Genomic DNA, 18,360 nt, shown 5'->3' with positions numbered 1-18,360 from the left:
ATGACACACCGTCTTCCCGCCGTCGCACTCTCCGCGGTCACCGCCCTGCCCCTTGTTCCGACAGTACCGGCCGTCGCCCCTCCCGCCACCGCACAGCAGACCTCAACCGGCGCCGGCACGACCACCGCCCTCCCGGCGAGGCTCACCGGCCAGAAGCTGAACTGGAAGCGCTGCGCCCCCGACAAACCCGACACCTTCCGCTGCGCCACGCTCCAGGTGCCGTTGGACTACCAAGACGCCGAAGGAGACCAGATCGGCATAGCGGTCTCCAGGATCGCCGCCACAGCACCGGGCCGCCGGCACGGCGTGCTCCTCTCCAACCCCGGAGGGCCTGGAGAATCCGGCCTCAGCAGGCCGCTGACGATGTCGGCCACCCTGCCGGAACTCGCCACCGAGCAATACGACCTCATCGGTTTCGACCCACGAGGTGTCGGCCGGTCCGCTCCCCTCAGTTGCGGCCTGACGCCCGACGCGGACCAGGAGTGGATGCGGCCCTACCACGAGAGAACTTTCGACCAGGATGTCGCCTGGGCCCGCGACTTCGCCGACACATGCCGGAAGAACGGCGGCAGCAACCTGCCGCACATCACGACCCGCAACACCGCTCGCGACCTGGACCTGCTGCGCACGGTCCTGGGCGAGCAGAAGATCTCCTACCTGGGGTACTCCTACAGCACCTACCTGGGCGCCGTCTACGCCCAGATGTTCCCCCGACACACCGACCGGTTCGTCCTCGACAGCGCGGTCGACCCGAACCATGTCTGGCGAGGCATGATCCAGTCATGGGCGGAAGAGGCGGACCGTGCCTTCGACCGGTGGGCGGTATGGACCGCGGCGCGCCACGAGACGTACGGGCTCGGCACCACTGCGGAGAAGGTCGCGCAGACGTTCTGGGACCTGGTCGAGCAGGCACGTCAGGAGCCCGTCGAGCTGGACGGCACCCGTTACGGCCCCGACGAGATCCGCGGCGCACTGCACGTCGACGAACCGGAACTGACCGCCAGGACAGTGGTGGAACTGAGGAAGGCGGCATCCGGCAAGGCGGCCTCCGGCACAGCCGTCGCCACCCCGAGCGACGCGAGTGCACGCACGGACGTTCCTTTCGACAACTCCGCCGCGAGCTTCGCGGCTGTGGTGTGCAACGACAACTCCGCCGCGTGGCCCCATGAGCCGGAGCAGTACCGCAAGGACGTCGCCGAGAGCCTGCGCCACTACCCGCTGACAGGCGACATCGTCTCGAACGTCAAACCGTGCGCCTTCTGGGACCGGTCCTTGGAGCCGGCCACGAAGGTGAACAACCGCCTTTCCGCACTCATCGTGCAGAACGAGTTCGACAGCTTCACTCCGCTACCCCAGGGGCAGGCCATGCACAAGGCACTGCACGGCTCCCGGATGCTCACGGCGGCAGGCGGGACCGGCCACGCCGTCTACCCCAGTGGTAATCGGTGCGTCGACGACACCGTCGCCGGCTATCTGGCCACCGGCACACTCCCCGAGCAGGACACCACCTGCGCCGTGTCCAAGGACACGGACGAGGACCATTGACGTGCTCCCTGGCCTAAAGTCCAGGGATTCCGGCCCGGGTCGTCTGACCCTTCCGGGGGCTTCCTGCTTCAACGCGCTGTGCGGGCACGTGTGCCCGTCTTACCGGCACTCCACAGGCGTTTAGCGTCTCCACCCGTCCGGCGGCGACGATTCGGCGTCCTTCGAACAGGACGTTGCGGGCTGCGTTGTGGTCGCGGTCGTGCACGGTGCCACACTCGCCACACGTCCACTCCCTGACGTGCAGAGGCTTGGGACCGTCCCTGAAGCCGCAGGCCGAACAGACCTGAGAGGACGGGAAGGTCCGGCCCACCTTGGCGAAGGTGCGGCCGTGCTTGACCGCCTTGTACTGAAGCATGCCGACGAACGCGGACCATCCCGCGTCGTGCACGGACTTGGCGAGCCGGGTGCGACCGAGGCCGGACACCGCGAGGTCTTCCACGTACACCGCTTGGTTATCGCGGATGATCTGTGTGGAAGCCTTGTGGTGCCAGTCCCGGCGCCGGTTGGCCACCTTGGCGTGCTGGCGTGCGACCTTGATGCGGGCCCTGGCCCGGTTCTTCGATCCCTTGGTTTTGCGGGACAGGCCCCGCTGGAGGCGCTTGAGTTTCTTCTCGGCCCGGCGCAGGAAGCGGGGGCTGTCGATCTTGTGGCCGTCGGACAGGACGGCGAAGGCGGACAGGCCGAGGTCGATACCGGCTTCCGTCTCCGCCTCGGGGAGGATGTCCGGCTCGGTGTCCACGACGAAGCTGAGGAAGTACCGGCCGGCGCTGTCTTTGGTGACGGTCAGGGACGTGGGCGCGGCCGGCAGCCGGCGGGACCACTTGACCTTGAGGTTGCCGACCTTGGCCACATACACCGTGCCGTCGTCCTGGAGGGAGAAGGCGTTGGTGTTGAGGCGGATCGACTGCCGGGTGTCCTTCTTCGATTTGTAGCGGGGAGGGCCGACCTTGCGGCCCTGTCGCTTGCCCTTGATCGAGTCGAAGAAGTTCTTGTAGGCGGTGTCCAGGTCCCGCAGGGACTGCTGCAGGACGACCGCTGACACATCGGCGAGCCAGGCCCGTTCCTCGGTGCGCCTGGCCTGGGTGATGCGCAGCCGGGACAACTCCGCCGACTTCACGTACGGCAGTCCCGCCGCGTGCGCTTCCTTGCGGTCGCGCAGGCAGTCGTTCCACACCACGCGGGCGCATCCGAACGCCTGGGCCAGCGCACGGCGCTGGGAGGCGTCCGGGTAGGTCCGGTAGTTGTAGCGGAGCTGCACACCCAAGACTTTACTACGATTGGTCTCATGGATGGACAGAACGACTACAGGCGTGGCAGACACGTTGTTTCGGCGATGCATGTGCACTTGGTCTTCGTGACGAAGTACCGGCGCGGGGTGTTCAACGACGAGATGCTGACACGCTGCGAAGAGATCATGCGGAAGGTGTGCGAGGACTTCGAGGCGGAACTGAAGGAGTTCAACGGCGAACGCGATCACGTCCACCTCCTGGTGCACTACCCGCCCAAGGTCGCCGTCTCGAAGCTGGTCAACAGTCTCAAGGGTGTCTCCGCTCGCCGGATACGGCAGGAGTTCACCGGCCAGATCAATCGCGCCATCATGCACGGGCACCTGTGGTCGCCCTCGTATTTCTCCGCATCGTGCGGCGGAGCACCATTGGCGATCGTCCGCCAGTACATCGAGCAGCAAAAACGCCCGCTCCAAGGTGCACGTCAGAGCAGTCTTGAGATGCATTCATCCCCGGCGTGAACGCCGGGGCTTTCTGCAAGAGTCCCGGTAACCGGCGCGGCCGTGACGGCGGCGCCGGCGGGGCGATGCTGCGGGCGTTCGTGGAGGTCGACCAGGCCACCACGGGCCCCGAGCGCCTGGCCGCCAAGGTCAGCGCCTACGCCCGCCTGTACCACTACACGCCGGTGCCGGTCGCACGGCGCCGGCTGGCCGGGCAGGAGGAGTGGCGGCGGCGCTACGTCCCTGGTGGCACGATCAACCGTCGGCGGCCGCCCGGCCGGGCGGCCGCGGCGGCAGGCCGACAGGGGGTCGCCGCCGCTCTCTCGGGGAGCCCGCGACCGGAGACCGGATGCCCGCCCGCCGGGGACGAAGCCGGAGAGCAGCCGCGGACAGACCACGGCCGAGGCCCGGTCACCGGGCTGTCCCGAGGGCCCCATGGTTGAGGGTCGGGGGTGTAAGCGATCTCCACGTTGTTCACGACCGCCCACACCGCGCCCCGCACCGCGCTCGCGGAGTCCGACGAGCCGGTGCCGGTCAGGACCCGGTACAACCGCCTGGCCCCGGACGCCGAAGGCATCCCTCCGCTACGGCCCCGACGGCCGCTGGCACCCCTACGCCCGCGAAGCCCTCGCGGGCCGCACCGACCGGCGGCCCTGCGCCCCCGCCCACCCCGACCCGCTCGCCACCCCGACCCGCTCGCCGCCCTGACCCGCGCCCGCACCACCACCGGGCACTGACACCGGGCGTGGAGGGTGGCGCGTGCTTCCCGGCTCCGTCCGCGCAGACCAGGCAGGGGCGCCCCGCCACGAGTGGGCCTCTTTCTTCCCGGGCCTCCCACAGACAGGCTCCCCCGGGGCGCTCCGTCCACAGGTTGACAGGCCTGATGGAGGTGGGAGGGTGGAAGAGCGGTGGCGCGGCAGTGGTCACCGAAGGCCGAGGGCGTTACGGGGCACAGAACTCTTCCGGCGCCCGAGCGGGACGAGCCCGCGCGCGGGTCTCCCGCCACCTGAGTCATACCAGGGTGCCCCGATCCCACACGCAGCACCTGCATGCCGGCCATCGTGCGGCGAAGCAATCCAAGGGGAAGCCATGAAGGCCGTTGTCTATTGCTGCGTTCCTCAAAGCCGGTAGACGAACTTCCGGCGTAGTCGGCGGTGCGGTGGCGGGGAGCGTCCCCAAACCCATGGTTTGGCACGGGCGTTGAGCTGGGCGGTGGCCAGGGCCGTGGCCTGGTCGATCTCGTCGGGATCGGCGAAGGTCTGCCCGGCCAGCGCGGTCTTGCGGAAGATCCGCCACCACCCCTCGGCCAGGTTCAGCCAGCACGCGCCGACGGGGATGAAGACCTGATGGACCCTCGGATGCTTCCTCAGCCACCTGCGGACGGGGCCGCTGGTGTGGCTGGAGAGATTGTCGGCGACGACGTAGACCTGGCCCCGCGGGTTGGCCCGGGCGATCTCCTGCAGCAGGTGGAGCCAGCCGGCGGTGTTGCGCCGCGGCGCGCAGAAGGTCACCTCCTGGCCGTCGCGGATGCGCAGGCCCCCGTACACCCAGGTCTTCTCCCGGCCACGGGCGTACTCCAGCGGCGCCTTGATCCGGTGCCCGCCCACGGACCAGCCCGGCGCGGGGGCGAAGGTGCGCGGGATGACCGGACCGAGCTCGTCGGCGCAGATCACCGTGGAGCACGGCGGCGGGTCGGTGTAGAGCCCGACGACCGCCGTTCTTTTGGGGCGAAGTCGGGGTCCTTGCTGGTCGCCCAGGAGTGGGTACGGCGCCAGCGCACCTGCTCGGCCAGCAGGATCCTGCGCACCTGGCTGCGGTGCACGTCGATACCGCGCTCCCGGGCGGCCGCGGTGAGCGTATCCAGCGTCCAGGTCGGCGCCCCGGCCTCGTCGGCGGCCTGAAGGGCGCCGTCGGGGCCGGGCACCGGGCGCCCGGGCGGGTCGCCGCGGGCCAGGGCAATGATCGCCGAACGCTCGGCCTCGGTCAGCCGGCGCGGGCGCCCGCTGATCGGCCGGTCGCCGAGCCCGTCCAGGCCCTCGGCGTTGAACCGCGCCAGCCGTTCCCGCACCGTCTGCGGGTGGCAGCCCAGCTCGGCGGCGATCGCCGTGGTGTGCAGCCCCCGCCAGCTGGCCTCGATCATCCGGGCCCGCAGGATCCAGTCGCCCGGCGCATGCCGGGCCCCCGCCAGCTTGCGGACCTTCCGCTCCTCGACCGGATCGGCCGGCGGTCGCGCATACAGAAACTTCGGCATGGCGCCCTCCTGCCCACGCCCCCTACCGAACATACGCCCACCTTGAGGAACGCAGCACTATGAAGGACCGCACACCGTCAGCGTGAAGGATGTCCCCGACGCGCGCATCGAACGGCCCACCGATGTGCTGGTGAGGATCACCAGCACCAACATCTGCGGTTCGGACCTGCACATGTACGAGGGCCGCACCGACTTCGAACAAGGACGGATCTTCGGCCACGAGAACCTCGGAGAGGTGACCGAGGTCGGCTCCGGGGTCGACAAGGTCAGGGTCGGGGACCTGGTCTGCCTGCCGTTCAACATCAGCTGCGGCTTCTGCCAGAACTGCGAGCAGGGGCTGACCGCATTCTGCCTGACCACTGCCGACAACCCGAAGACGGCCGGTGCCGCCTACGGCTTCGCCTATATGGGTCCGTACAGCGGCGGGCAGGCCGAACTGCTCAGGGTGCCCTACCGTGACCACAACTGCCTGGTCCTGCCGGAAGAGGCCCGGGAGCGGCAGACCGACTACGTGATGCTCTCCGACGTCTTCCCCACCGGTTGGCACTGCACGGAGCTCGCCAGGGTACGGCCCGGCGACACCGTGGTGATCTACGGTGCCGGTCCGGTCGGCCTGATGGCCGCACTGTCGGCGAACCTCAAGAGCGCATCCAAGGTCATGGTCGTGGACCGCCACCCGGACCGCCTCGCGCTGGCCGAGCAGATCGGGGCGATTGCCATCGACGACTCCAAGACCTCGCCCGTCGACCAGGTCAACGAGCACACAAACGGGCTCGGGGCGGACCGGGGCTGCGAGTGCGTGGGCTACCAGGCCCACGACCCCCAGGGCCATGAGCACCCCAACATGACGCTGAACAGCCTGGTGGAGTCGGTGAAGTTCACCGGCACCATCGGCGTGGTCGGCATGTTCATCCCCCAGGACCCCGGCAGCCCCGACAAGCTGTACAAGCAGGGTGAATTCGCCTTCGACTACGGCCTGTTCTGGTTCAAGGGCCAGTCGGTCGGCAACGGGCAGGCCAACATCAAGGACTACAACCGCCAGCTGTGCAAACTGATCCAGCAGGGCAAGGCCACACCGTCCTGGATCGTCTCCCACGAACTCCCCCTGGACCGGGCCCCCGAGGCCTACCAGCACTTCGACGCCCGTGACAACGGATGGACCAAGGTCGTCCTGCACCCCGACGGCGGCACCCGCTGAACACAAAGGCGCCGGAAGCAACCGACCCGGGCCGGCGCCCACCGCAATGAGACACCGGCCCGGCAACACGCCTCCCGGCCGCCCCCGGCCCTCGTCCGCGGCCGGCGGCACACCGCCGCCGGCCGCGGACGAGGGCGTCGTCCAGGGCGACGACCTCAAAGCAGCCCAGTATCGCCGGACCCGGCGCTGGCCGGCTTCCTGCGCGACACGTCCCCGTCCTGGCGGCGCCGCTGGTCGACGTGCTGCAAGGCGGCCCTGCCGAGCCCGTGTGGCGCCCGGTCCGGGACCCCGGCGGCACCGTGAGCTGGAGCCACTCCCGGCTGTAGACACCCCGCGCAGCCACTACACGCCCTGGCGCAGCCGCTGCCCACCACCCCGACCACAGGGCCGACCACAGCCCCGAAACCCCGACCATGGCCCCGACCACAGCAGGTCACAGCCTTGCGCAGCCAGTTGAACCCGGCCGTGCCGGTCAGTGGCCCAGGCGGCAGGTGTTCCAGCCGCGGCCGTCGCGTACCAGCGCGAGCTTGATCTCCACGGATGGCGGCTCATCCGGTTCAGCGGCTCCGAGATCAATGCAGATTCGGAATTATGCGTGCGCCAAGCCGATCAGCTTGCGGCTCGCTTCAAGCTCCGTGAGGCACCGTGACCGAGCCCCGCTGATCGAGAAGGCGGCCGGACGGTTCCGCCCCGCTGCTACACCTCGAGACCATCCGGCCGCCGCTCGCCGAACGGCCTAACGCCGCGTGACGGGCGGCCCGCTGCAACGTTGAGCGGGCATGCGCGGTATCGCCTTCATCAGCGACGACATGCACTACGAACGCCCCGGACGTCACCTACGCTGTGATGCCCTACAACGACGGGGAAGCCGTCGCCAAGATCCTCGTCGATCGAGCCGAACCCGACGAGCTGGATGGAATCGTCGAGCTGTTCAAGGCGCACAGTGAGCGAGCCAGGCCACGAGAAGTGGGCAGAGGCCCCCGCCCAACCGGGTGAGGGCCTCTGCTGTTTCGCCGGGCGCGCGTCACCTTGTCCGGCACGCGGGGCTACGCCGCCTCCTCCACGGCCGGCTTGCGCCCGTTCAGTACCTGCCGCACCCAGCCGGACGACAGCCGCATCCGTGCCGCCAGCACCTCCACCGGCACGCCCCGCCAGTGCGCTGCCCGCAGTGGCCGCGGAGCAATGCTCAGTACCTGTGGATCACTCCTGACGGAAGGAGGTGCACCTTCCCGATGGATCGATCGATAGGTCATCGAGCAAGGCCGACGTTGCCGCGTCGGTCGGGAAGGCACGCCCGTGCTTACGGTAGTCAACGAGGACGGCAGCACGCCAAGCGGCAGTTCGCTGCTGGATGAGATCGTCCGGGAAGGCGCACGGCGGATGCCGGCCGCCGCGCTGGAGGCCGAAGTCAACGCCTATATAGCCGAGTTGGCCGATGAGCGCGACGACAAGGGGCGCCGCCTGGTGGTCCGCAACGGCTATCACCAGCCCGCCAGGTCACCACCGCGGCCGGCGTGGTCGAGGTGAAGGCGCCACGGGTGAACGACAAGCGCGTCGACGAGGCCACGGGCGAGCGCAAGCGGTTCTCCTCTGCGATCCTGCCGCCGTGGTGCCGCAAGTCCCCGAAGATCAGCGAGGTGCTGCCACTGCTCTACCTGCACGGCTTGTCCTCCGGCGACTTTGTGCCCGCCCTGGAGCAGTTCCTCGGCTCCTCCGCCGGGCTCTCCCCGGCCACGGTCACCCGGCTGACCCAGCAGTGGCAGGCCGACCACGCCGCCTTCATGGACCGCGACCTCACGGAGGTCGACTACGTCTACGTGTGGGCCGACGGCATCCACCTCAACGTCCGCCTGGAGGAAGCCAGAGCCTGCGTTCTGGTGCTCATCGGGGTCCGCGCCGATGGCTCCAAGGAGCTGGTCGTCCTCAAGGACGGCTACCGTGAATCGGGCGAGTCGTGGGCTGACCTGCTGCGGGACTGTGCCCGCCGGGGCATGCGCGCCCCGGTCCTCGCGGTCGGCGACGGCGCCCTGGGTTTCTGGAAGGCGCTGGCCGAGGTGTTCCCCACCACCCGCGAGCAAAGGTGCTGGGTTCGCAAAACCGCAAGCGTCCTCGACTCCATGCCGAAGTCCGCGCAGCCCGGCGCGAAGAAGGCCATCCAGGACATCTACAACGCCGAGGGCAAGCAGCACGCCGAGGCGGCGATCACAACGTTCGTGCAGCTCTACGGCGCGAAGTTCCCCAAGACCGTCAAGAGGATCACCGACGACCAGGCCGAGCTGCTGACGTTCTACGACTTTCCGGCCGAGCACTGGATCCATCTGCGGACCACGAATCCGATCGAGTCCACGTTCGCCACGGTCCGGCTGCGGACCAAGGTCACCCGCGGCGCCGGCTCGCGCACCGCCGCCCTGGCCATGGTCTTCAAACTCGTCGAGTCCGCCCAGCAACGGTGGCGGGCGGTGAACGCGCCCCATCTTGTCGCCCTCGTCCGTGCCGGAGCCCGCTTCGAACGCGGCCACCTCGTCGAATGCACCGAGGCGGTCGCGGCGTGAGCACCATCGCAGCCCAGGCCATCAGCACCAGGCGGCTGGACCTGCTGCCGCTGGGCGTCGAGCACGCCGAGGAGATGGCCGCCGTGCTGTCCGATCCGGCCCTGCACACCTTCATCGGCGGCACTCCGGACACCCCGCAAGCCCTGCGCTCGCGCTACCAGCGCATGACCGCAGGCTCTCCCGACCCGGCCGTGTTCTGGCTGAACTGGGTGATCCGGCTCCGTGACGAGTCCTGCCTGACGGGCACGGTCCAGGCGACGGTCGACCCCTCCGGCCACGGCCTCCTCGCCGAGATCGCCTGGGTGGTGGGGCCCCGTGGCAGCAAAGAGGCATCGCCACCGAAGCAGCCCGAGGGCTCGTCGCCTGGCTCAGCCGGCAGCCCGTGCACACCGTCATCGCCCACATCCACCCCGAACATCGGGCATCCGCCGCCGTCGCCACTGCCGCCGGGCTCACGCCCACCGACCAATGGCACGAAGGCGAGATCCGATGGCACCAGGGCATCAGACGATAACTTCAACGATCCACAGATCTTGACTATTACTCAACGGACGAATGTCTTGCTCTCTGCCGTGAGTGGAAAGGCCTCCGGCCTCCCACGTACGGCGGACGGCCGGAGGCCTCGGGAACTGATCGCTGCTCGTCGGCGTCATGACGATCATGGCGCAAGGTGGGAGTACGATGGGTGAGGATCCGACGTGGGCTGAAATGCTGCTCACCCTTTTTCTCATGGCGGCCGTTCCCACCGTCGTCGGAGGGGCGGTGATCGTGTCCCTTGTCGGGCTGACGATGTGGGTGACAGCACCGCTGCGGCGGCGCAGGCGGAGCGGTGCTGACGACGGGTAGGCGGGTTCAGTCCTGGTCGACACAGGGGTGCCCGTGCCCGCGGCGCCGCGTGTCGTCCTGCCGTCACGATGCCTTGCGTTGACGTCTGATGGGCTCGCCCACTCGGTGCAGGTGGGTGAGTGCCTCGCGGTAGGACTGGATCAGGCTGGTTTCGTGGTACGGCACGTCGATTTCGGCGCAGTACGCGCGTACGACGACCTGGGCCCGCCGTAGATGAGGAGTGGGCATGCTCGGGAACAGGTGGTGCTCGATCTGGTAGTTGAGCCCGCCGAGCATCACGTCGGTGAGCCGGCCGCCCCGCACGTTGCGGGAGGTGAGTACCTGGCGGCGCAGGAAGTCGGGGCGGTCGTCGCCGGTGAAGGTGGGCATGCCCTTGTGGTTCGGGGCGAACGTGCAGCCGAGATACACACCGAACAGGCACTGGTGCACGGCGAGGAACGCCACGGCCTTGCCGGGGGAGAGCACCAGGAACAGCGCGGACAAGTAGGCCGCCATGTGCAGGAAAAGCAGTGTGCCCTCCAGCAGGCGGCTCTTCATCGACGGTGAGCGCAGCGCCCGCACGCTCGCCACGTGCAGGTTGAAGCCCTCCAGCGTCAGCAGCGGGAAGAACAAGAACGCCTGGTGGCCGCCGATGAATCGGGCCAGACCATTGCTGTTGCGGGCCTGCTCGGTGGACCACACCAGGATGTCCGGGGCGACATCGGGGTCGAGTTCCTCGTGGTTGGGGTTGGCGTGGTGGCGGGTGTGCTTGTTCATCCACCAGCCGTAACTCATGCCGATGCCGAGGTTGCCGAAGAGCCGGCCCCAGATCGCGCTCGCGCGGCGCTTTGGGAACACCTGCCGGTGCGCCAAGTCATGAGCCACCAAAGCGACCTGGCCGAACATCAGGGCCATGAAGGCGGCGACCGCCAGCTGCCACCAGGTGTCGCCCAACGCGACGAAGGCCGCCCAGCCCGCCGCCAGCAGTCCGGTCACCAGACCGAGCCGCACCGTGTAGTAACCGGGGCGCCGTCGCAGTAGACCCGCCTCGGTGATGCGCTGCGACAGCCGGGCGAAGTCGCTGCCGGCGTCGGGGCGGGGTCTGCGGGGCCGCACGGCGGCCGGGGCGGTCGTGACCGTGGCATCGGAGGAAATCGTCATGCAGGCGAGTCTGGCTACGGCCGTCCCACCGCCACCAGCCTGTCGGCCGTAGGCCTCGTGGGGGGCCGAGCCCCCTCCATATCAGGGGGTTGTCCCCACCCCTGCGCCCCCTGAGCTGGGCATTCGCCGGTTCGTCCGGAGCCGCGTGCCGGACCGAGTCGCCTCCGCCAGAAGCCTCACAGAAGCCTCGGAGGGCACGCCCTGTCCGTGGCGCTCACTGGAGGGAGGCCTGGCGGACGCGGGCGATCAGCAGCGCGACGTCGTCGTGGGCGTCGGAATGGTACAAAGCGTCCAGCGGCAGGTCGCAGCTGTCCTCCAGAGGGAGCTGGGGCCCGGCCAGCCGGCCGAGCAGCGTCTCCAGCCGGGTGTCGAGGGCCTGGTCACGGACCTCGACCAGGCCGTCGGTGTAGAGCGCCACTGTTCTCTTCGAACCTACTCGCGCCCGAGGCCGCAAGCTGAGTTCAGCCAGTGGAGTAGAGCAATTGTCAGGATCTGTGGATCTGAGCTGCGCTCGGGAGCCAGCCGAGATCGTCTACCGATTTCGAACCGAGCGGGCCCTCTGCCCAACTTCCGTGATACACCGGGAAGATCAGCGTGACGTGAGCAGAGAGGACACCGTCCATGGGCCGACCGACGACCTCGACTCCCCTGCCGGGCGACACGAAGGTACTGTCCATCGGTCTGCACCCGAGTGCGCTCGACTACAGCCGGATGCCCGACGGTGTCGACGAGGCGGTGCTCACTGCCCGGATCGAGGCGGCGAACGCGACGCTGCGCGAAGCGGGGTTCGATGCTGTTCCGTGCCTGATCGACATCTCTCCGGACCGCGCCGAGGCGACTGTCCGGGAGCAGCTCCAGGAGCACGCGTTCGGCTTGGCGATGATCGGTGGTGGCGTGCGGATGCTGCCGGGGAACACCCTGTTGTTCGAGCGGCTGGTCAACCTCCTCACCGAGGCGGCACCCGGGATCCGGCTGTGCTTCAACACGACGCCGGAGGACACGGTCGAGGCGCTGAGGCGGTGGATCCAGGCGTAGACGAGGTGTGGCCAACTGAGAGCCGTCTGCATACCTGTCGAAAGGTATGTGGACGGCTTCTCATGTCAGCGGGCACTGGGGAGCAATAGTCAAATCTTGTGGATAGTTCGCCCCGCCGATCCCGGAACAACACCCGGCTCGGGATCGCTGTCAGGAGTGCAGCGGGCCATAGCTCACGAAGAAGTGCCCGGAGGCGTGACTCATGGGGTATCCCAACTGCACATCTGTGAGCATGCGCAGGATGAACTCACCAGCTCCGCAATCGAATTGCTGCTCGTCGTCGCCTTCCGACTGCGTGACCACGGTCCACTCGTCAGGATCGGTCGCGCCCGTCGACCACATGAGTCCGAGCTCGTATTCTGACCAGCCCCAAGGCACGAGTCCGCCGGATGCCAGGTCGGGGCCGTAGCCGTACCTTTTCCACGGGTTGCGGTCGGCGCCGGGGCCGCCGGGCACGGCGAGCTCGAAGTACTCGTCGAAGCTGCCCGCGCCGAACAGGTCGACGACCTCCTTGTAGTCGCTGGGTAGCCGTGTGCCGAGGTCGGCCTCGATGGCGGGCCAGTCCACGCGCGGCTTGGGTATCGGTTCCCAGCCGGTGACGATGCGCAGCTTCTCGGCCCAGGACGCGCCTTGCGGGAAACCGGCAGCCGCCGGGTCCTCGCGGTGGGTGATCACGGCGACAGCCCGTGGGCCGTCCGGGGACGCGACCAGGCCGCACCCGACCCAGCGGTTCCGGTAGCCCCAGCCCCGCATCTCCAGCAATTCCCCAGCCCCGAAGGGCTCGGCCAGAGGCAGGCCGGTGCGTTCGGTGAGCGACGGATCGACGAACCCACCCGCTGCCAGGTTCCGGTGCTGCCCCGCCCACTGGCCGATTTCCGCGACGAGTTCGTGCAGGTCCGTGCCCTGCGGGGCCTTCAGGATGACGGGTTCATCCAGATTGGGGGGATTCCCGTTGATGAGGCGCCAGACGCTGTCGACGAATGCATTGGTTCCCACGGCCGGCAGTCAACCTCATGCCACTGACATCCCTGCGATGACCAGGCCCGCCGCAGGCCGCGCGTCCGGGGTCATCGCGGTCGTCCTCGTCGGGGTCGGGGATGCGGGGCATCAGGCGGCTCTACCTTCTTGATCGGGTTGATCGAGCCATTCGTAGGGTTGGGTCGCCCAGGGGTGCTGGGTGTGGCTATCAGGCGGCTGCCGTCTCGTGGCTTCCCTGGCTTCGCCGCCCAGCGCCCCACGACGACTCGGCCGCCGATTAGGAAGTGCGAACAAGTCGCTGTGCAGAGCAATGCCGGCGAAGTCGTCCGTGGCACGAGCAGTACGAACACGCACGTCAGGAGCACGATGAGCCGGATATGGGCGGGGATCGACAGCGGCAAGGGCCACCATCACGGCCTTGTTCTGGACGCGGACGGCAAGACGCTGTTGTCGCGGCGGGTGGCCAACGACGAGCCCGAGCTGCTGAAGCTCATTGGTGACGTCCTGGATCTGGCGGACGGCCGTGAGGTCACGTGGGCCATCGATATGACCGGCGGAGAGCCCGCGTTGCTGCCGCCTTGCTGGTCAACCACGGCCAGGAGGTCCTCTACATGCCCGGCCGGCTGGTGAACCGGGCATCCGACGGCTACCGCGGCGAGGGCAAGACCGACGCCCGCGACGCCTACGTCATCGCCGACCAGGCCAGGATGCGCCGTGACCTGCGGCCCATCCGCCCCGGCGACGAAGCCGCCGTCGAACTCAAACTGCTGACCGGACGCCGGGCCGACCTCGTCGAGGACCGCACCCGCGTGGTCAACCGCCTGCGCGGCACCCTGCTGAGCATGTTCCCGGCCCTGGAACGGGCCCTGGAGGTCACCAACACCGGACCGCTCAAGCTGCTGACCGGCTACCAGACCCCGGCCGCGATCCGCCGGGCGGGAACCGTGAGGCTGACGAAGTGGCTGGCCAACCGCAAGGTCCGCAATGCCAGAGCCCTGGCCGAGGCTGCGGTCGAGGCCGCCGAGCGCCAGCACACCGCCATTCCCGGGGAGAAGACCATCGCGAAGCTGGTCCACACCCTGGCCGAGGAGGTGATGGCCCTCAACGAGCAGATCGCCGAGATGGACAAGCTCATCGAGGGCCGGTTTCGCGAGCACGAGCTCGCCGACATCATCCTGAGCGTCCCCGGCATCGGCACCGTGCTGGGTGCCGAGTTCCTGGCCGCTGTCGGCGGCAGCCTGGACGAGTTCGACTCCCCGGACGCCCTGGCGGCATTCGCCGGCGTCGCCCCCCCGACCACGCGATTCGGGCAAGGTCAGCGGCAACCTGCACCGGCCGCTCGTCCATCACCGACGGCTCCAGCGCGTCTTCTACACCTCTGCGCTGGTCAGCGTCCGCTACGACCCGAACTCGCGGAAGTTCTACGACCGCAAACGCGCTGAAGGGAAGAAGCATGTCCAGGCCGTGCTCGCCCTCGCCCGTCGACGCGTCAACGTCATCTGGGCCCTGATCCGTGACCGACGGTGCTACGAAGTGGCGCCACCGACGACTGCGGCAGCTTGACAACAGCATTAGGAAGCCAGGGTTTCGGTCCCTCGACTAGGGTGCGTTTCAGAAGTGGATCTTGATGTGTAAAGATCCACTTCTGAAACGCACCCTAGAAGCCTGGGGCGTTGCGTCTCCGGGGTGGTACCGGAACTTCGGGCACGACCTGCCGCCTGAAGGTGACTGGACATTCTTCGCCCGTGCCCTGACTGCCGCTCGGGTCTACGAATAGCCCCGGTGGGCATCGTGCCCTTTGCCTGCCCGACCGAGCGGCGACCGGCGGGGAACACCGGGGAAGGGCGGCGAGCGACCCAGGAACACGCAGGTCACCGTCACGCCAGGTCAGCGACCATCCGTATACGCGATCTTGCAACCTGGTGCTGTACAGAAGCGGAGTACGGCAACCGGTGTGACCACAGTCGACGGCTCAGGCGTTGGGACGCTTGCCGTGGTTGGCCTTCTTCTTCTTACGTCCGCGTCGCTTACTGCCTCGCTTGGACATGGGATGTCTCCCTAATTCAGGACTTTCCGCGCCTTCGTCAGTCTAAATTTGGCCCGTGGAGTACGCATCAGCGGAGCTGGAGCTCCTTCGCCGTCATGAAGGTGGGCGATCCTGAGTACCCCGCCTATCTGGCGCTCAGGAGGGACCCGAAGCCGGGTGTCGATCGGTCTGCGTACCGTCGGCCATGAGCGGAGTCCAGGGCCGGGCCTGACATCTACGCCTGACATCAACGGCACCCGATGACGGCGGAGCGGGGCAGCTGGGCGCGGCGCCGACGACTACAGGACGACCAGCCGCAGAAGGTGCCTGATCGAACTCCTAAGAGGTCATCTCATTTGGCTGGGTAGGCTGTCGGCCGTGGCAGGGATCGTTGAGCGGCTGATGCCGGATGAGTTGTGGGAGCTGTTCCAGCGTGTGGTGCCGGAGGCGCCGACGCGGCCTCAGGGCGGCGGCCGGCGCCGGCACGGCGACCGGGAGGTGCTGGCCGCGATCGTGTTCGTGGCGACGTCGGGGTGCACGTGGCAGCAGTTGCCGGCGGAGTCGTTCGGGCCGTCCGGCGCGACGGCGCACCGCCGGTTCACCGAGTGGACCAAGGCCCGGGTCTGGGCCAAGCTGCACCGCCTGGTCCTCGACGAACTCGGCTCCCGCGGCGATCTGGACTGGTCGAGGTGCGCGATCGACTCGGTGAACATGCGGGCCCTGAAAAGGAGGACCTGACAGGCCCGAATCCTGTAGATCGGGGCAAGTACGGCTCGAAGATCCACCTGATCACCGAGCGGACCGGTCTGCCCCTGTCCGTCGGAATCTCGGGCGCCAACGTCCACGACAGCCAGGCCCTGATCCCGCTGGTAAAGGGCATTCCGCCCATTCGCTCCCGCCGGGGGCCCCGTCGGCGCAGGCCCGGCAAGCTTCACGCCGACAAGGGCTACGACTACGCCCACCTGCGGCGATGGCTGGCCCGGCGCGGCATCCGGCATCGCATCGCCCGGAAGGGCATCGAGACCTCGCAGCGGCTCGGACGGCACCGGTGGACCATCGAACGCACCATGGCCTGGCTCGCCGGCTGCCGCTGCCTCCACCGCCGCTACGAGCGCAAGGTCGAGCACGGCATCCGGCTGCTGCGGCCGACCCGCAAGGGCGAACCGGAGCGGCCCGGAGCCGAGCTGTTCAAACCACTGCGGCAGGTCATCGAGTCGGTCAACGAGAGCTTCAAGGGCCAGCTCGACTTGGAACGGCACCACGGCCGCGCACCCGCCGGCGTCGTCGCCCGCGTCATGCAGCGCATCCTCACGCTGACCACCGCCATCTGGCACAACGACCAGAGCGGACAGCCCGTCCTGCGCTCACTGACCGCCTACGACCGCTAACCCTTGGGAGCGATCATGTAGTTGGACGGTGCCAGGGTGCGCAGGACGTCGAACTCGTTGCCCTCGGGGTCGGCCATGGTCACCCAGCTCCGGCCGGGGCCCTGGCCCACGTCCACCGTGGCGGCGCCGAGGCCGAGCAGCCTGGCCACCTCGTCTTCGGTACTGCCGTCGATCGGGCTGACGTCGAGGTGGAGCCGGTTCTTCACGGTCTTGCCCTTGGGCACCCGGATGAACACCAGGGTGGGCGGCATCTGGCGGGCCCGGACCTCCTCGACGGTCGGCACCCAGGAGCCGATCTCGACCTTGCCCTCGCTCCGGTCGATCACCTTGAAGCCCAGGACCGCGCACCAGAAGGCCGCGAGCCGCTCCGGATCGTGGCAGTCGACAACCAACTCGGTGAACCTACTGGTCATTACTCCCCCAGACAGTGCGGACGGGGGCTCAGCCTATGGGGCCGCGCCGCCCGTCCGGCAAGTCCGGGATCACTACGACCACCAACCCTTGGAATCGATCATCTAGTGCTGGATTCCTCAAAGGATGAAGTTGCCCCGGTTTGATGGACAACCTTTCGCTTTGGGACACTGGGTCCCGCAAGGAGGAGTTCATCGTGCCGAGGACGCGTCCGGCCTACCCGCCGGAGTTCCGTCGCCAGATAGTCGAGCTGGTTCGGGCCGGCCGTTCGCCGGAGGAGCTGGCGAAGGAGTTCGAGCCGTCCGCGCAGACCATCCGGACCTGGGCCAACCAGGACCGCGTGGACGCCGGGGAACGCCCGGGACTGACCAGCGACGAAAGGGAGGAGCTCGCCCAGCTGCGCCGTGAGGTGAAGCAGTTGCGCGAGGAAAAGGAGATCCTCCGCAAGGCCACGGTTTTCTTCGTCCGGGAGACCAGCCGGTGATCTGCTACCGGCTGATCGACGAGAACAGGGCACACCACGACGTCTCCCTCATGGCCCGGCTGCTGGGTGTGTCGCGGCAGGGCTACTACTCCTGGCGCGACCGCGGCCCGTCCCGCAGACGGCGCGAGGACGCCGAGATCACCGAGAAGATCCGCGGGCACCACGAGCGGTCCCACGGCACCTACGGCGCCCCGCGCATCCACGCCGACCTGCGCGAGATCGACGGCCTGAAGGTGGGCCGCAAGCGTGTCGCTCGCCTGATGCGCCAGGCCGGGCTGGTCGGCGTGCACCGCCGCACCGGCAGGGCATCACTGACCCGCCAGGACCGACGGGCCCAGCCGGCTCCCGACCTGATCGGCCGGGACTTCACCGCCAGCGCGCCGAACCTGCGCTGGACCGCCGACATCACCTACGTGCCCACCGGCGAGGGCTGGCTCTACCTCGCCGTGATCATGGATCTGTTCTCCCGCCGCATCGTCGGCTGGGCGATGGCCGACCACATGCGAACCGAGCTGGTCACCGATGCCCTCGCCATGGCAGTCACGGCCCGCAGACCCCGCCCCGGCCTCGTGCACCACAGCGACAGTGAGTATGTGGAGTGCTGGATGTCCCCGGGCTTCCTGGCCCGCACAGCGACGGACGCGCGAGGATACCGGTGCCGGGATGCCCCGCGGCCTCCTGACCCGCACTCCGACCGACCGCGCTGTCCTTCCTCGGATCTGTCGGTGGCCCGGGGCATCCCGGCGAGGCACCCGCCTCGCCGACGGCCGTGACCTGAGG

16 protein-coding genes and 4 pseudogenes are annotated in these 18,360 nt (G+C 68.6%); 12 read left to right on the top strand and 8 right to left on the bottom strand.

Going from position 1 to position 18,360, the window contains the following annotated elements:
* Nucleotides 1–1,545 (top strand): alpha/beta hydrolase, encoded by a 1,545-nt coding sequence (locus ACX25U_RS38815; protein WP_454387073.1) that lies wholly within the window; start codon nt 1–3, stop codon nt 1,543–1,545.
* A gap of 13 nt (nt 1,546–1,558) precedes the next feature.
* On the opposite strand, the gene ACX25U_RS38810 is transcribed toward ACX25U_RS38815, so the two are convergent.
* Complete coding sequence (locus ACX25U_RS38810) at nt 1,559–2,803, bottom strand: RNA-guided endonuclease InsQ/TnpB family protein (protein WP_454386380.1); 1,245 nt, start codon at nt 2,801–2,803, stop codon at nt 1,559–1,561.
* A gap of 27 nt (nt 2,804–2,830) precedes the next feature.
* Between ACX25U_RS38810 and tnpA the strand changes: the two genes are divergently transcribed.
* Complete coding sequence (tnpA, locus tag ACX25U_RS38805) at nt 2,831–3,292, top strand: IS200/IS605 family transposase (RefSeq protein ID WP_454386451.1); 462 nt, start codon at nt 2,831–2,833, stop codon at nt 3,290–3,292.
* Nucleotides 3,289–3,714 (top strand): hypothetical protein, encoded by a 426-nt coding sequence (locus ACX25U_RS38800; protein WP_454387071.1) that lies wholly within the window; start codon nt 3,289–3,291, stop codon nt 3,712–3,714. Before tnpA ends, ACX25U_RS38800 begins: the two co-directional genes overlap by 4 nt.
* 675 nt (nt 3,715–4,389) lie before the next feature.
* On the opposite strand, the gene ACX25U_RS38795 is transcribed toward ACX25U_RS38800, so the two are convergent.
* Complete coding sequence (locus ACX25U_RS38795; RefSeq protein ID WP_454387069.1) at nt 4,390–4,944, bottom strand: transposase; 555 nt, start codon at nt 4,942–4,944, stop codon at nt 4,390–4,392.
* Nucleotides 4,941–5,522, bottom strand: a complete 582-nt coding sequence (locus tag ACX25U_RS38790; RefSeq protein ID WP_454387067.1) for a helix-turn-helix domain-containing protein — start codon at nt 5,520–5,522, stop codon at nt 4,941–4,943. Before ACX25U_RS38790 ends, ACX25U_RS38795 begins: the two co-directional genes overlap by 4 nt.
* A gap of 82 nt (nt 5,523–5,604) precedes the next feature.
* On the opposite strand from ACX25U_RS38790, the gene ACX25U_RS38785 reads away from it, so the two are divergent.
* From ACX25U_RS38785 to ACX25U_RS38775, 3 genes and pseudogenes are all read left to right on the top strand, one after another.
* On the top strand, nt 5,605–6,720 hold the full coding sequence (locus ACX25U_RS38785) for a glutathione-independent formaldehyde dehydrogenase (RefSeq protein WP_454387065.1): 1,116 nt from the start codon (nt 5,605–5,607) through the stop codon (nt 6,718–6,720).
* Between the two features lie 1,296 nt (nt 6,721–8,016).
* Nucleotides 8,017–9,272, top strand: a pseudogene (locus ACX25U_RS38780) (IS256 family transposase).
* A pseudogene (locus ACX25U_RS38775) lies at nt 9,248–9,786 on the top strand (GNAT family N-acetyltransferase). Before ACX25U_RS38780 ends, ACX25U_RS38775 begins: the two co-directional pseudogenes overlap by 25 nt.
* A gap of 395 nt (nt 9,787–10,181) precedes the next feature.
* Here the strand turns inward: ACX25U_RS38775 and ACX25U_RS38770 are convergent.
* Together ACX25U_RS38770 and ACX25U_RS38765 are read right to left on the bottom strand one after the other, a co-directional pair.
* Nucleotides 10,182–11,258 (bottom strand): fatty acid desaturase family protein, encoded by a 1,077-nt coding sequence (locus ACX25U_RS38770; RefSeq protein WP_454387063.1) that lies wholly within the window; start codon nt 11,256–11,258, stop codon nt 10,182–10,184.
* 214 nt (nt 11,259–11,472) lie between these two features.
* Complete coding sequence (locus ACX25U_RS38765) at nt 11,473–11,676, bottom strand: SpoIIE family protein phosphatase (protein WP_454387061.1); 204 nt, start codon at nt 11,674–11,676, stop codon at nt 11,473–11,475.
* Nucleotides 11,677–11,879: 203 nt separating this feature from the next.
* On the opposite strand from ACX25U_RS38765, the gene ACX25U_RS38760 reads away from it, so the two are divergent.
* Nucleotides 11,880–12,293 carry a hypothetical protein gene (locus tag ACX25U_RS38760; protein ID WP_454387060.1) on the top strand — a complete coding sequence of 138 codons (414 nt, stop codon included), beginning with the start codon at nt 11,880–11,882 and terminating at the stop codon, nt 12,291–12,293.
* Between the two features lie 150 nt (nt 12,294–12,443).
* Here ACX25U_RS38760 and ACX25U_RS38755 read toward each other — a convergent pair whose 3' ends face one another.
* On the bottom strand, nt 12,444–13,289 hold the full coding sequence (locus ACX25U_RS38755; RefSeq protein WP_454387058.1) for a hypothetical protein: 846 nt from the start codon (nt 13,287–13,289) through the stop codon (nt 12,444–12,446).
* A gap of 348 nt (nt 13,290–13,637) precedes the next feature.
* Between ACX25U_RS38755 and ACX25U_RS38750 the strand changes: the two are divergent.
* Together ACX25U_RS38750 and ACX25U_RS38745 are read left to right on the top strand one after the other, a co-directional pair.
* Nucleotides 13,638–14,834: pseudogene (locus tag ACX25U_RS38750) on the top strand (IS110 family RNA-guided transposase).
* A gap of 64 nt (nt 14,835–14,898) precedes the next feature.
* Entirely contained in the window at nt 14,899–15,048 is a 150-nt protein-coding gene (locus ACX25U_RS38745; protein WP_454387056.1) for a DUF7660 family protein, read from the top strand.
* A 195-nt stretch (nt 15,049–15,243) separates the two neighbouring features.
* On the opposite strand, the gene ACX25U_RS38740 is transcribed toward ACX25U_RS38745, so the two are convergent.
* Nucleotides 15,244–15,318, bottom strand: coding sequence for a 50S ribosomal protein bL37 (locus ACX25U_RS38740; RefSeq protein WP_138044330.1), 75 nt, complete (start codon nt 15,316–15,318; stop codon nt 15,244–15,246).
* Nucleotides 15,319–15,699: 381 nt separating this feature from the next.
* On the opposite strand from ACX25U_RS38740, the pseudogene ACX25U_RS38735 reads away from it, so the two are divergent.
* A pseudogene (locus ACX25U_RS38735) lies at nt 15,700–16,685 on the top strand (IS5 family transposase).
* On the opposite strand, the gene ACX25U_RS38730 reads toward ACX25U_RS38735, so the two are convergent.
* Nucleotides 16,682–17,098, bottom strand: coding sequence for a VOC family protein (locus ACX25U_RS38730; RefSeq protein WP_454387055.1), 417 nt, complete (start codon nt 17,096–17,098; stop codon nt 16,682–16,684). The pseudogene ACX25U_RS38735 and the gene ACX25U_RS38730 overlap by 4 nt on opposite strands.
* Before the next feature lie 194 nt (nt 17,099–17,292).
* Between ACX25U_RS38730 and ACX25U_RS38725 the strand changes: the two genes are divergently transcribed.
* Nucleotides 17,293–17,580: a transposase gene (locus ACX25U_RS38725; protein ID WP_454387053.1), complete on the top strand. Its 288-nt coding sequence runs from the start codon at nt 17,293–17,295 to the stop codon at nt 17,578–17,580.
* Nucleotides 17,577–18,353 carry an IS3 family transposase gene (locus ACX25U_RS38720; RefSeq protein ID WP_454387051.1) on the top strand — a complete coding sequence of 259 codons (777 nt, stop codon included), beginning with the start codon at nt 17,577–17,579 and terminating at the stop codon, nt 18,351–18,353. The genes ACX25U_RS38725 and ACX25U_RS38720 overlap by 4 nt, the downstream gene beginning before the upstream one ends.
* Nucleotides 18,354–18,360 lie beyond the last annotated feature (7 nt).

The organism is Streptomyces sp. JNUCC 63 (genome assembly GCF_054366325.1).
The sequence above is the reverse complement of the archived record's forward strand: the minus strand, read 5'-3'. Positions and strand labels throughout refer to the sequence as shown.